At 35.6% G+C, this 13,814-nt stretch carries 17 protein-coding genes; 12 read left to right on the forward strand and 5 right to left on the reverse strand.

Going from position 1 to position 13,814, the window contains the following annotated elements:
• Positions 1-148: 148 nt before the first annotated feature.
• The 4 genes from PGC35_RS21625 to PGC35_RS21640 all read left to right on the forward strand — a co-directional run bounded on the left by PGC35_RS21625 (position 149) and on the right by PGC35_RS21640 (position 1,689).
• On the forward strand, positions 149-415 hold the full coding sequence (locus tag PGC35_RS21625) for a DUF4190 domain-containing protein (protein ID WP_375220652.1): 267 nt from the start codon (positions 149-151) through the stop codon (positions 413-415).
• 83 nt (positions 416-498) lie between these two features.
• The gene (locus PGC35_RS21630; RefSeq protein WP_375220653.1) at positions 499-735 is read left to right on the forward strand and encodes a cold shock domain-containing protein; all 237 of its coding nucleotides are present in this window, start codon (positions 499-501) and stop codon (positions 733-735) included.
• Positions 736-861: 126 nt separating this feature from the next.
• Positions 862-1,335, forward strand: a complete 474-nt coding sequence (locus PGC35_RS21635) for a DUF4367 domain-containing protein (RefSeq protein WP_375220654.1) — start codon at positions 862-864, stop codon at positions 1,333-1,335.
• Between the two features lie 150 nt (positions 1,336-1,485).
• Positions 1,486-1,689, forward strand: coding sequence for a hypothetical protein (locus PGC35_RS21640; protein ID WP_375220655.1), 204 nt, complete (start codon positions 1,486-1,488; stop codon positions 1,687-1,689).
• 481 nt (positions 1,690-2,170) lie between these two features.
• Here the strand turns inward: PGC35_RS21640 and PGC35_RS21645 are convergent, their stop codons facing one another.
• Positions 2,171-2,524: a winged helix-turn-helix transcriptional regulator gene (locus PGC35_RS21645; protein ID WP_375220656.1), complete on the reverse strand. Its 354-nt coding sequence runs from the start codon at positions 2,522-2,524 to the stop codon at positions 2,171-2,173.
• A 195-nt stretch (positions 2,525-2,719) separates the two neighbouring features.
• On the opposite strand from PGC35_RS21645, the gene PGC35_RS21650 reads away from it, so the two are divergent.
• Complete coding sequence (locus PGC35_RS21650; protein ID WP_375220657.1) at positions 2,720-3,706, forward strand: Gfo/Idh/MocA family protein; 987 nt, start codon at positions 2,720-2,722, stop codon at positions 3,704-3,706.
• Between the two features lie 71 nt (positions 3,707-3,777).
• Here PGC35_RS21650 and PGC35_RS21655 read toward each other — a convergent pair whose 3' ends face one another.
• The 4 genes from PGC35_RS21655 to hxlA all read right to left on the reverse strand — a co-directional run bounded on the left by PGC35_RS21655 (position 3,778) and on the right by hxlA (position 6,644).
• The gene (locus PGC35_RS21655; RefSeq protein WP_375220658.1) at positions 3,778-4,584 is read right to left on the reverse strand and encodes a Cof-type HAD-IIB family hydrolase; all 807 of its coding nucleotides are present in this window, start codon (positions 4,582-4,584) and stop codon (positions 3,778-3,780) included.
• A 50-nt stretch (positions 4,585-4,634) separates the two neighbouring features.
• Positions 4,635-5,252, reverse strand: a complete 618-nt coding sequence (locus PGC35_RS21660) for a cyclase family protein (RefSeq protein WP_375220659.1) — start codon at positions 5,250-5,252, stop codon at positions 4,635-4,637.
• Positions 5,253-5,446: 194 nt separating this feature from the next.
• Positions 5,447-6,001, reverse strand: a complete 555-nt coding sequence (gene hxlB, locus PGC35_RS21665) for a 6-phospho-3-hexuloisomerase (RefSeq protein ID WP_375220660.1) — start codon at positions 5,999-6,001, stop codon at positions 5,447-5,449.
• 1 nt (position 6,002) lies between these two features.
• Positions 6,003-6,644 carry a 3-hexulose-6-phosphate synthase gene (gene hxlA / locus PGC35_RS21670; RefSeq protein ID WP_375220661.1) on the reverse strand — a complete coding sequence of 214 codons (642 nt, stop codon included), beginning with the start codon at positions 6,642-6,644 and terminating at the stop codon, positions 6,003-6,005.
• Between the two features lie 621 nt (positions 6,645-7,265).
• Between hxlA and zwf the strand changes: the two genes are divergently transcribed.
• From zwf to PGC35_RS21705, 7 genes are all read left to right on the forward strand, one after another.
• Entirely contained in the window at positions 7,266-8,711 is a 1,446-nt protein-coding gene (zwf, locus tag PGC35_RS21675) for a glucose-6-phosphate dehydrogenase (protein WP_375220668.1), read from the forward strand.
• Positions 8,712-8,741: 30 nt separating this feature from the next.
• Positions 8,742-10,085: a glucose-6-phosphate isomerase gene (locus tag PGC35_RS21680; RefSeq protein WP_375220662.1), complete on the forward strand. Its 1,344-nt coding sequence runs from the start codon at positions 8,742-8,744 to the stop codon at positions 10,083-10,085.
• A gap of 26 nt (positions 10,086-10,111) precedes the next feature.
• Positions 10,112-11,527, forward strand: coding sequence for an NADP-dependent phosphogluconate dehydrogenase (gene gndA, locus PGC35_RS21685; protein ID WP_375220663.1), 1,416 nt, complete (start codon positions 10,112-10,114; stop codon positions 11,525-11,527).
• A 501-nt stretch (positions 11,528-12,028) separates the two neighbouring features.
• Entirely contained in the window at positions 12,029-12,268 is a 240-nt protein-coding gene (locus PGC35_RS21690) for an autorepressor SdpR family transcription factor (protein WP_375220664.1), read from the forward strand.
• Between the two features lie 38 nt (positions 12,269-12,306).
• The gene (locus PGC35_RS21695; protein WP_375220665.1) at positions 12,307-12,678 is read left to right on the forward strand and encodes a hypothetical protein; all 372 of its coding nucleotides are present in this window, start codon (positions 12,307-12,309) and stop codon (positions 12,676-12,678) included.
• A 237-nt stretch (positions 12,679-12,915) separates the two neighbouring features.
• A complete protein-coding gene (locus PGC35_RS21700) occupies positions 12,916-13,101 on the forward strand; it encodes a zinc ribbon domain-containing protein (RefSeq protein ID WP_375220666.1) in 186 nt (61 codons plus the stop codon).
• 147 nt (positions 13,102-13,248) lie between these two features.
• Positions 13,249-13,437, forward strand: a complete 189-nt coding sequence (locus tag PGC35_RS21705) for a hypothetical protein (protein ID WP_375220667.1) — start codon at positions 13,249-13,251, stop codon at positions 13,435-13,437.
• Positions 13,438-13,814: the final 377 nt, after the last annotated feature.

The following is a 13,814-nucleotide window of genomic DNA, read 5'->3' on the forward strand; positions in this document are numbered from 1 at the left end:
CAGTAACAATTCCATTCCCCCTAAAATAGTACTCTTAAAGGGATTATTGCCAACTTAATAGAATTATAGACATAATGATTAATTGATTTTAATAACGAAGCAGTTGAATAGGTAATGTGAATTGAGAATATATAAGGGGGAAATGTAAATGGCTGAAAAAAATCATGCAAACAGTAATTCTTTAATTTCTTTAACTCTTGGTATTCTTTCAATCCTAATACCATTTGTCGGTTTAATTCTTGGTAGTATAGGAGTTGTAGTTTCAAGAAAAGCGGCAAAAGAACTTGTAATAACAAATCAAGGGGGCAGTGGATTAGCAACTTCTGGTTTAATTTGTAGCGTAGTGGGAATTACGATTCAAATCTTTGCAGTAATGGGTATTATCGCTTTCTATTTTCTAACAAATGAAGTTTAGTATCTCGGGTTCTTATTCAACTAACGGGGCTGGTTAGTTGAAGAACATAATGTTTTCAACTTATAAAAATTGGGGGCTTTATAATGAGATATAACATTAAAGGAATATGTAAAATTTATCATGAAGAAGAGGGGTGGGGCTGGATTTCAATTGATGGAGAGGATGACGTATGGGTACATTTCAGTAGTATTCAAATGGATGGGTTTAAATCACTTACCAAAGGTGAGGCAGTATTGTTTGACCTTGAAGAAAACTCAAATTTAAAAGAACAATCACGTCGAGCTGTAAATGTTAAGAAACTCGTAAATAAGTTCAACTAACGGGTGCTTTACTTCAAGAAGGAGTAAAGCATTTTTTTATTGAACTAAAGAGCAGGATTGTTTAATAAGAAGTGAAAAGTAGGAAATACTAATACCTGAAGTTTCGAATAGAATTGAGGTAGAAAATTGATACGTTTAGTAATTGTCCTAATCCTGCTAAATTGTTACCCAATGATTATTATGGCTAAAGAAATAAAGTATAATCACAATAGCAAAACTATATCCGAAATACAGAAAGAAGTTGACTTTATAGTTTTAACTCCAAAAAGGATTCCTAATGATTGGACATTAGATACCAAAAAATCCCCTTGGATAATGCTACATTATATGGACCGCAAGGACACAAAGTTGATGGTCGCTATTGATTTGAGAAAAGGATTTCGATTATCCGATGACGATTTTCCTTATCGTCAGAAAGTTGATATAAACGGAAACAAAGGTTATTTTCAGAAGTGGGAAGAAAGTGGCGAGGTCGATAAAAATGGAGACACCATCACTGGTGGCTTACTTAATTGGGTTCAAGATGGCACTTATGTAGAAATGAATAGTTCCAGATTATCGAAAGAACAAATGTTAGAAATTGCAAGGTCAATGAAATAACGTTATTCAACTAACGGGCGCTTTAGTAAAAAAGACCATCTTTTCGATGGTCTATTTTTATGTACAGAACATCAAGTAGATTTCGGCGATCCATTGTGAAATGTTACACTTAAACTAACGCAGCAGGTTAGTTGTAGAAGTAAATCAAATTTGTTTTATATAGTGATAGCAATTGCTGCAATTATAGTTGTAGGATTGCAAAAGTTTGGACACTTAGGGGATTTAAGAATGATTGGGTTTATTATTTTCACCATATTTTGTTTAGGATTAGGTTTTGTGAGTAGAAAGTCAACAGGGAAAATAGTAGTTGTAATAGCATATTGGTTGGTTATTGGTGCCGTACAATTGACTTGACTTTAGTTTATTCTTGAAACTCTTCTTCAACTAAAGGGTATTTTAGTAAGCTTTCTACGGCAAATAGTATTGGAGGCTGGTGCAATAAGCAGAGTAGGATTAAAATCTCCCATGAGTGCTTCCCCTGAGGGAGCGACAGTCTGTAATGCACAGTAGTTGTTGGAGTCAGACTAACGGAAGGGCCCTATGGCACCATAGATGATCGATCTTCCTCTCCCAGCCACTCGTTCTGTACACATTTTCATCCTCTGTGGTGTAGCGCAGGTTTTGCGCTACATGGATGGCTAACGGGTGCTATCATCAAGGGGGTGCCATGGTCTTTTTTCTTCTTGAACTAAAGTCATACTTTAGTTCAAGAAGAGTATAAAGACAATATAAATTTTAAATGGGGCTTCCCTTATTTTGATTATCAGGTGATTGAAATGAAAATACCCTGTGAAAAATTCACAGGGATTTCATTGATAATTTGTTGTTTAGTAGATTATCTTGAAGTGATATTATTTACAAGTTCCTTTTCCATATAATCTTTACCCCATTCATACATCGAATCTAGAATCGGAATCAGACTTCTTCCATGCTCAGTAAGTGAGTATTCCACTTTTGGTGGAACAACAGGATATACTTCGCGATGTACGATCAAATGGTCTTCAAGTTCACGTAATTGATTAACAAGCATCCGCTGAGTAATACCCGGCATAAGGTTCTTTAATTCACCAAAGCGTTTGGTTCCTTCTTTTCCTAGATGCCACAACACCAACATTTTCCATTTTCCACCAATAATAGAAAGTGTCAGTTCCTTTTCGCAATTAAACGTTTTCTCTCCCAAATTAGGCATTTACTTCCACTCCTTCCCTTATTTGATCCATTGGTATACTTTTCAACACTATGTGTGAAATAAGTTCGTACTTTAATTATTGTCATATACTTATTATACTAAATACTACATAGTTAGTAAATTCTTATCCCTTGGATAATGAAAACGATTCAAAGAAGATATATAGTAATAAAACAAAGAAATGAGGTAGGAAAAATGATTCGAATCGGCATAGTTGGTACTAATTGGATTACAGAAAGATTACTTGAAGCGGCAAATGCGGTTGAAAACTTTAAACTAACAGCTATTTATTCTCGAACGAGTGAGAGAGCTGACGAATTTGCCAGTAAATACGGAATAACAAAACTTTTTACAAACTTAGAAGAAATGGCAGTTAGCGAAGAAATTGACGCGGTTTACATTGCTACTCCTAATTCTTATCACGCAGATCAAGCAATTTTATTTTTACAAAATGGCAAACATGTTTTATGTGAAAAGCCACTGGCTGCTAATGCAACAGAAGTAGCGAGGATGATTCAAGCAGCAATAAATCATAACGTCCTATTAATGGAAGCAATGAAATCAACATTCCTTCCAAACTTCAAGGTAATTCAAGATAACTTACATAAAATATGCCCTATCCGTAGATACTTTGCAAGCTATTGTCAGTATTCATCTCGTTATGATAAATACAAAGAAGGAATTGTCCTAAATGCCTTCAATCCAAAGTTTGCGAACGGATCACTAATGGACCTAGGCGTCTACTGTTTGTATCCACTCATTATATTGTTTGGTGAACCAAAAGAAGTGAGGGCAACGGGTCTTATACTTGATTCAGGTGTTGATGGTGAGGGTAGCGTCCTTTTAAAATACGATGATAAAGATGCAGTTGTGATATATTCTAAAATAACAAACTCTTCTTTACCAAGTGAAATTCAAGGTGAAAAAGGCAGTATGATAATTGATAAAATACATTCGGCTGAAAAAGTAGAAATTCATTACAATGACGGCACGATTGAACCATTAACAGTAGACCAATCTCACCCCTCTATGTATTATGAAGTAAAAGAATTTGTTGATTTAATCAGCCAAGGGAAAACGGAATCTACTATTAACTCATTTGAAAACTCACACACTACGATGCGATTGTTGGATAAAGTCCGAGAAGAAATAGGTCTTATCTTTCCAAGTGATCTTAAGTAAACCGCTGGTAAATCAAACAGTATGAACAGCAGGGTAACCAAGACGGAAGTTAATTTCTTCCGTCTATTTAATTATTCGATAATCACACTCGCAGGCTCTAAAATGAACTTCTCTATCGCATGGAGCACTCCCTCTTCATTGTTAGTAAGTGAGATGTAATCAGCAATATCTTTCAATTCCATAACTGCATTGCCCATTGCTATTCCTAAGCCAGCTGTCGTAATAAGTTCAATATCATTGTGGTTATCACCTATACCGATAATTTCTGAACAGTCAATTTCAAGCTTTTTCGCTAGGTGCAGCAAGGCACTCCCTTTGTTTGCTTCTGGGTGTGTAACTTCAAGATAGTGTTTCTTTGATTTCGCTATGTGAGCACGCTCGCCAAACAATGTTTGCAATTCGTCTTGTAAGGTATCAAGGTAATCAGATCCTTCGATGAAGAGTGCTTTCGTAAATCCTTTATTGGCCAGCTCGACAAGATCAGGTTCTATCGTATATGGGACCTTAACTGCTTCGGAATAAGTAATAAGCTTCTCATTTTCCGTTGCACTATAGAGAATATCATCTTGATACACTTGTAAATGTATTTTTTTCTCGCGAGCAATCTCCACTAACTTTTGTGCAATGTCAGGAGAAATAAGGCGCTCATACATTACTTCTTTTTCATTAACATCCTTGATAATTGCACCCTGATAAGTAATAAGCGGTACATTTATACCTAACTGCTGCGCAAACAGTTTCGCAGAAGGAAACATACGACCAGTAGCTATCGTTACAATTGTGCCAATTTCAACCGCTATCTGAATAGCCTTTACTGTACCTGGTGAAATCATTAATTCGTCTGTGAGTAAGGTCCCATCAAGGTCGATCGCAATCATTTTATACATAGAATCTCTCCTTGTAAAAAAATATTAATAACAGAAAAGTTTTATCTTAGCCCTTCAAATAGTAATACTCTTGCAGGGGAAGCATCTGTACCTACTAATTTTAATGGTGCTGCAACCATAAAGTATTCTCCTTGCTCAATTTCCTTTAATCGAAGACCTTCTATTATTATGATGTCATTTGCAAATAACGTTTTATGAGTTGGATGCCCTTCTTGACTTCTTTCAATCCCAAGTGAATCTATTCCAACCCCTCTAACACCAAACTCAGAAAGATATTCTGCACCGTCTTGTGCGAGATAAATAAAATCAAAATTAAATGTTTCCTCAAACGAATTTTTCGTTTTTAATAAAACAAAATCTCCTTTTTGAATATCAAGCCTTTCCAAGTCAGCTTTTGAAACTCTATTTTCGACTTCTTTTAAATCGAATACTTTACATTGCCCTACAAGATTGTCTAATGGAATCGTTTCAAATGTATCCCCATCGACGACCATGTGTAATGGTGCATCGATGTGTGTTCCTGTATGCACATCGAACTCCAGACGTGTTTCTGTAACATATCCATCTGTAACTTGATTTACTTTTGGTTGTTTTTCCGGTTTATTCTTGTAAACGGTCATTCCTTCATAAATTGCACCTGTTACATCGTACATTTTCATTTTATCGACCCCTTCATTATTTAAATAATTTTCAAAGCAATAAAGTTATCCTATAATGTTTATTATAAAGTTGTCTAGTAATTGCTTTGCTCTATCGGTATTAAACCAAGAAGGAAGGGTGTTCTTGCACGTTGTACAAAGCTTCAAATAAGCCTGAGTCTAAATAGGTATCAGACTCAGGCTTGATTGTAATTCTATTCTAAATTAGCATGTCTACCATACATCACATCAGAATTTAATCCTTTTTTATCCATAAATCTCAAAATAACTGCATCATAAAATAGGAGAAGCGATTGCTCAAATAGTGATCCCATTGGTTGAATGGATTTCCCACTGGTACCTTCAGCTTTTGCTTGAGCAGGTATTTTAATTTGAATGTCTGCCAACTTACCAATCGTAGAATCAGGATTAATGGTAACAGCTACCACGGTTGCACCAATGCTTTTCGCTTTCTTCGTCATTGCTGCAAGGCTTTGAGTCTCACCTGAACCAGAACCGACGATAAAGATATCATTCGGTTCTAGATTCGGTGTTACTGTTTCTCCTACAACATACGCATCAAGACCTACATGCATCATGCGCATAACAAATGCCTTAGCCATGAAGCCTGATCGTCCTCCACCTGCAACAAATATCTTTTTTGCACGTAAAATACTTTCTATTAACTTTTCGGCTTCCTCATCATTAATTAGATCAATGGTTCGCTTTAGCTCGTCCAGTATCTCAGCCGTATAGCCTTTTGTGTTCATGTTACGCCTTCACGCCACTTTTGATTAGCTTTTGAATTTTTGCTGCTTCCACTTTTTTGTCTTCTTTACTCGTGATCCCCCCACCAACAATAATTAGATCTGGTTGTGCTTGAATCACTTCTGGTAAAGTCTCAAGCTTGATTCCGCCTGCAATTGCTGTTTTCGCATTTTTCACAACGCTTTTGATTGTGCGAAGGTCTTCGAATGAATCCTTCCCTTCCGCTTGCAAATCATAGCCTGTGTGTACACAAATATAATCTACTCCAAGCACATCAAGCTCTGCTGCACGTGTTTTGATGTCTTTTACAGCAATCATATCTACCAAGATTTTTTTCCCTAGCTTTTTTGCTGATTCAACGGCACCTTTGATTGATGAATCTTCCGACTGTGCAAGAATAGTAATTATGTCAGCACCTGCAGCAGAAGCATTAGCTACTTCATACCCTGCAGCATCCATGATTTTAACATCTGCAAGAACTTCTAATTTAGGAAATGCAGCTTTTACTGCTTCAACAGCTTTAAGACCTTCTTTATGAATAACAGGAGTTCCGATTTCAACAATATCGATAAACTCCTCTACTTCTTTAATAACTTCGATGGCTTGTGGAATATTAACTAAATCTAACGCTAATTGTAATTTCATTTTATGTTATTCTCCTTAAATTCGTTTTTTTAATGCAAACTTAGTGTATATCCCTCAATCAATATTGTGAAGTACGCACTTAAAATTCACATACTAACAAAAAGTATACTGTAAATAATCTTCAAAATAGTGAAGTTACATAAATTTCATTATTTCATTACTGTATCTTGGTCAGGATTTCATATTTTGATAAAAAAATACATGTCTCTTTTGGAAAAGACGGGAAGGTAGTACGAACCTGTGAGTCTATACATACTGCAATACTTTTCTTTTCTTCCTTAAATCTTAGTATGTTTAAAATTCTTTCTTCTATGTTAGGGTGATGGTTTTATTTTTTCACTAATTTTTTCGTACATTTTTTCTTGTACATTTTTTCTAATTCTTTCCCCATAATAACGAAGTATAAATGACGAAAGTTAGTATACTTATAAACACTATATGTTTTTAATGTGCGTACTTACATTATTTGAATGAGGTCAGTATACTAAGAACTGTTGCGATTATCAGGATTAATAAAATACTGATTATAAAAGTAGGAGGGAATTGAATATGGGTAACGAAAATCCCTCAGTTGGATTTGACGTGAAAGATTTATTAAATGATTTCCAAGAAGAATGGTTAATGCAAGACATGACATTTGTATTATTTGGAGCGACGGGAGACTTAGCACAACGAAAATTATTTCCTGCTTTATATAATTTATATCTTGATGGTAAATTACCCGATACCATTTCTATAGTTGGTTTAGGCAGAAACTATTGTTCAAACGAAGATTTTCAGTCCAAGGTGGAAAGAGCTCTTAAAGCATATTCCAGAAGAGCTGTACAACCTTCTGGTCTGCAAGATTTTTTATCCAAATTTAGGTATTGTGCATTTGATGCGACAGACAATGAATCCTATCACCATTTGCACGAACTCATTGAAAACAGAGAAATTGAGCTAGGCATTCCACAAAACCGGCTATTCTATTTGTCTGTTGGACCAAGTCTGGTTGATGTTATTACGTCAAATCTTAATTCAAGTGGTATTTGCCAAAACAAAGGATGGAAGCGTCTCATCGTTGAAAAACCATTTGGAAGTGATCTAGAGACGGCAAGACAATTAAATAAAAACTTGAGCAAAACTTTCAGTGAAGATGAAATCTACAGAATTGATCACTATCTAGGAAAACCAATGGTCCAAAATCTTGAAACCTTAGTTTTAGCCAATCCCGCACTGAAATCATTACTAGATCACAAACAAATTTCGAATGTCCAAATTACAGCAAGTGAAACGGTTGGGGTCGAAACTCGGGCTGATTATTACGATAAAGCAGGAGCCATTCGTGATATGGTTCAGAACCATCTTCTTCAGTTAGTGATGATGACAGCCATTTACCTCCCAGAGAAAATAACGTCAAATGAAATTCGTGTTAAAAAGATGGAAATTATTGAATCTCTTCGACCACTCCTAAAAGAAAATGCATACAAGGATGTTGTCCGCGGTCAATACGAGTCTGGAGAGATTCAAGGTACTCCAGTATTTGGCTATAAAGAAGAGCCCGGTGTTGATGATTCCTCAAAAAATGATACTTATTTCGCAGCTCGCTTATATATTGATAATCCATTTTGGAGTGGAATCCCCTTTTATATACGCACGGGGAAAAGATTGGATCAGAAGTCTACACGGATTGTCATTGAGTTTAAGAACAAGATGAAAGATTCAGATGTGCTACAAGGAATCACTCCGAATTTATTGATCCTCGAGATCAGTCCGAACGAAAGTATTTCGTTGCGGGTGAACATGAAGGATCCTTCTAGTAATCGTTTTGAACCTGTTTGGATAAACTTCTCAACCAATTCGGAAAGTCTGCCGGAAGCATATGAACTTCTTCTATTTGATGCAATGCTCGGTAACGCTACCTTCTTCTCCCATTGGAAAGAAGTCGAATTATCGTGGGAGTGGATCCAGCCGTTATTAGAAGCATATCAGGAGAATCTGTTACCTTTATATCCCTATCCTGCAGGTTCAACTGGTCCAGAAGAAGCAAATCAGCTATTGCAATCCAATCAATTTAAGTGGTGGTAGAAAAAATAAAAACAAAAGGAGATATGAGATATGACCGTTTCATTTGATTTCACCAATGTTTTATCATTCATGAAAATTAGTGAGCTTGAAAATCTAAGTAAATTTGTAAAACAAGCGCATAACCAAATCCATCAACAAAAAGGACCAGGTTCTGATTACTTAGGATGGGTTAACTGGCCGGTTGCTTACGATAATGAGGAGTTTGCCAGAGTAAAGCTAGCTGCTAAACGAATTCAACAACAATCAGACGCGCTAATAGTAATTGGTATTGGGGGCTCTTATTTGGCCTCTAAGGCGGCAATAGAGGCTTTATCACATACGTTTCATAACCAAATGAAAGGAAATACGGAAGTTTATTTTGCTGGACATAATATTAGCTCGACCTATATCGAACATTTACTTCAAGTATTAGAGGGCAAAAACATTTCTATTAATGTTATTTCCAAGTCAGGTACAACAACAGAGCCTGCTTTAGCATTCCGTATTTTCCGTACATTTATGGAGAAGAAGTATGGGAAAGAAGAAGCAAGGAATAGAATTTATGTGACGACCGATCAGAGCAAGGGTGCTCTTCGGAATCTGGCGGTCAAAGAAGGTTACGAAACGTTTGTTATTCCGGACAACATAGGCGGACGCTACTCAGTTCTGACTCCAGTTGGATTACTTCCAATGGCAGTAGCTGGTCTTAATATTGACCAAGTGATGGAAGGGGCAAAAGCTGCCTATCACAAATACAATAATCCCGTTCTTGCTTCAAATGAAAGTTACCAATACGCTGCAGTTAGAAATATTTTCTATAATAAGGGAAAGTCAATTGAATTGTTTGTAAGCTATGAGCCTAGTCTACTCTTTGTAGCGGAATGGTGGAAACAGCTTTTCGGAGAAAGTGAAGGGAAGGATGGAAAAGGACTCTTCCCCGCTTCAGTTAACTTCTCGACGGATTTACATTCGATGGGTCAGTACGTACAAGAAGGACGTCGTCTTTTCATAGAAACAGTTTTACAGGTAAAAAATTCTTCAATCGAGCGCATCATTCAAGAGGATATCAACAATATTGACGGTTTGAATTTCCTAACTGGGAAAACAATGGATGAGGTGAACAAAAAGGCTGCCCTCGGAACTACACTCGCTCACATCGATGGAGATGTTCCAAATTTGTTAATCGAACTAGACGAACTCAATGAATTCACCTTTGGGGAGATGGTCTATTTCTTCGAAAAAGCTTGCGCCATAAGCGGAACTATACTCGGTGTAAATCCTTTTGACCAGCCTGGTGTGGAAGCTTACAAAAAGAATATGTTTGCGTTACTTGGCAAAGGTGGTTTTGAAAAAGAAAAAGAAGAACTAGAAAATCGACTATCTATATTAGATTAAATAATGTAAAGGAAGGAGGGAAGAATATGATGAAACAACAAATCGGCGTTATTGGTTTAGGTGTGATGGGTTTGAATCTTGCGCTGAATATGGAAAGCAAAGGCTTTTCGGTATCTGTCTATGATTACTGGACAGATCGAACAGAGGAATTATCTAAGAATGAAGCGAAAGATAAAAATATTCATGGTACTTACAGCATCGAGGACTTCGTCACTTCTTTAGAAACTCCACGCAAAATATTATTAATGGTTAAGGCTGGAGATACAACTGATTCGGTCATTGATTCTCTTATCCCTCACCTTCAACAAGGCGATATTATTATGGATGGAGGAAATTCGTTCTTTGAAGACACGAATAGGCGTACAGCAAACTTAAAAGAATTAGGTTTACATTTCATCGGTGCAGGAATTTCGGGTGGAGAAGAAGGAGCTCGTAAAGGTCCATCGATTATGCCTGGCGGGTCGAGAGAAGCTTATGAACAAGTTGAACCAATTCTTAATGCAATTTCAGCGAAAGTAGATGGAACTCCGTGTAGTACCTACATGGGACCTGATGGAGCAGGACATTATGTGAAAATGGTTCATAATGGAATCGAATATGGGGATATGCAACTAATCTCTGAAGCGTATTTCATCATGAAACATGCACTTGGTCTGTCAGCTCAGGAATTGCATGAAATATTTTCTGAGTGGAACAAAGGAGAACTTGATAGCTACCTTATCGAAATCACTGCGGATATTTTCACTAAGATCGATGAAGAAACTGGAAATCCACTCGTCGATCACATTTTAGATGTTGCTGGTCAAAAAGGGACAGGAAAATGGACAAGTCAAAATGCACTGGATTTAGGTGTTTCTCTTCCAATCGTTACAGAGTCCGTATTTGCTAGATTTATTTCTTCTGTTAAGGAAGAACGAATTGCAGCAAGCAAAATACTTAAGGGCCCTGAGTCGAAAAAGTATTCAGGGGATTCAAAAGAATTGATTGAAGCGATTCGCAAAGCTTTATACATGAGTAAAATTTGTTCATATGCCCAAGGTTTTGCACAAATGCGTGCAGCATCCGAGGAGTATGGTTGGAACATTCCTTACGGGGATGTAGCCATGATTTTCCGCGGAGGTTGTATCATTCGTGCCCAGTTCTTACAAAAGATAAAAGAAGCTTTTGACCATAACAGCGACTTGCCTAACTTATTAGTTAATCCGTACTTCCAAGAAATCGTAGGTGAATATCAGATCTCTCTTCGCGAAATACTAGGCTTAGCAATTCAACAAGGCATACCAACGCCTGCTTTTTCAAGTGCATTAGTTTACTATGATAGCTATCGTACTGAGACATTGCCAGCCAATCTTATCCAAGCACAACGGGATTATTTTGGTGCACATATGTATGAGCGTATAGACAAAGATGGCGTGTTTCATACTGTATGGTCAGCTAATTAACTATAACCCAAAAAACATCAGGTGACGAAACAACTCAAAGTGTTTCGTCACCTGATGCTTTTCCAGTATTTCAAAGATTAGCGATTATTCCAGTCGCTTTTTCTACAAGTTCGGGATTATCATTATAAATAAAATAATCAGTATGATTTAGTGTTCTACCCTTCTTTACTAAATGTGCATCTGCAATTAGAAAACCCCTTTCGCTCCTTTAATAAAGGTAGTTTTCAGGTCGCCAGTTACAACTGTTTGTCTGTTGTTTTCACCTAAATGTAAAAACTACAGAGGGAGCAAAAAATGTGGAAACAAAGTTTACAGAAAATGTATTTGATGAGTTTTTACAGTGTTAATATGAAAGAATAAGTAAAACAAAATATGCTTATTGTACTAACGGGGCAGGTTAGTTTAATAAAACAATTAATCGATTTGACAATATATAAAATAATAATTATAATTTAAATAATTAAGTAATTACTTAAATATTTAATTGGAGGTAAATATTTATTGTCCATAAATGAGTCATTTAAAGCCTTATCTGATGAAAATAGAAGAAAAATTCTAGACCTATTACGAAATGGAGATTTGACGGCCGGAGAAATTGCTGAGAATTTTGAGATGAGTAAACCCGGCATATCACAACATTTGTCAATATTAAAAAATGCTGATTTAGTTTATGCACAGAAAAAGGGACAGTATATTTATTATTCTTTGAATTCAACCGTTTTCCAAGATGTGATGAAGTGAATTATCCAATTTAATTCAAACAATAAGGGGGAAAATTAATGAATAAAAAATTTATCATGTTTATTTTAACTACCTTATCTTTCGGAGTAAGTATCTATTTGTTTACCTCAAATATTACTTTTGACGAAGAAAGATTTGGTGCAAAAGGAGTAATATTATTCAGTATTCCTTTAACATTGACCCTAGTTAACGGTAGTCTTTTCTTTTTTCCAATTAAAAAGTATAGTTCCTACGCTCGTATTAAACGTGGGCTTGATAGTATTTTTTTATCCCTTTCAATTATCCTATTTTTGCTTCATTGTGGAATACTTTTTTCAACAACAAGGACCGAAATTAATTTACTCTTATTTATTCCTATAAGTGTAGGTATCGTACTTATAACTACAGCAAACACTCTCCCTAGATTTTAGCTTGAATTAGATAAAAATTCCCCACAAAGTAACCTAGTATGGAACAATGTTATACGTCCGTTTTCTTTACCATTGTACATTGGTGGCATAGCAATATTATTTTGTGTGTTTCTACCTGGAACCCTTATGCTTATTAGTTTTTTCGCTATTCTATTGTTCACAGTACTAATATCCATAATTCGCTCTTATAAAGAATACCAAACAAATATAAGTGAATAGAAACAAGGGGGAGACTTTTTGAAAATAGATAGGGTCTGCGTAGAATGCAATTCAACAGAAACTAAAATGGGAGAATTTAAAGGTTATGGAGCGTTATTTAAGAAAAAAGCAGTAATAACAAATTCCCCAGTAGATGCTTGTTTTTGTTTGAATTGTGGATATATATTATTTCTAAAAGTTAGGAACCCAGAAAATTTTATATAAATTTAATATGTCTTATTCAACTAACGGGTGCTTTAGTTAATCAAGACCATCATATTTCGGCGAACCATTGTGAAATGTTACACTTAAACTAACGGGGCAGGTTAGTTCAATAAGGAAATCGAAAAAAATAATGGAGAATTTTTATATATGGTTAGCAGTTGGGAAACAAGTTCTTTGGAAATAAAGGATTTTGTTAATAATCTCTTGTATAAAACTAAAGAAATTTTAAAAAGAGGATTTTATTGGTTTTTATTTAAAGGTTCTTTGGCGGTGGGGGGATTTAATTCTAAAAGTAGTGATATTGATGTTTTGGTAATAACGAATAAAACACAATGACTGTTAAAAACAGATCCAAATTGGGCACCTAAATATGCTGGAGTAAAACGATTATCTAACGTAACTGTAGCGATGGATAATGGAAAAGATACTAAATAAGAATTAAATTAATTGTGATGTACAATAATAAACAAATAAATTAACCAAAGTACAATCATCCACGTATTTAGATGGGTGTGCTTTTTTTATGCATTTGGATTAAATGAAATGGTATTGCTTGTCGATATTATTATCATATTTGTCTGCTACTTTGTATTAAAAGGAGAAAAAAGTTATGGTGTTTTAAATAACTCCAAAATAAGATAGAAATAATTTTATTACCCGGTTAAGAAGTCATCGACATTTTATAGGAGGAACCGAATGTCTCCAAAAAAACC

Source organism: Psychrobacillus sp. PGGUH221 (genome assembly GCF_042055255.1).
Classification (GTDB): domain Bacteria; phylum Bacillota; class Bacilli; order Bacillales_A; family Planococcaceae; genus Psychrobacillus.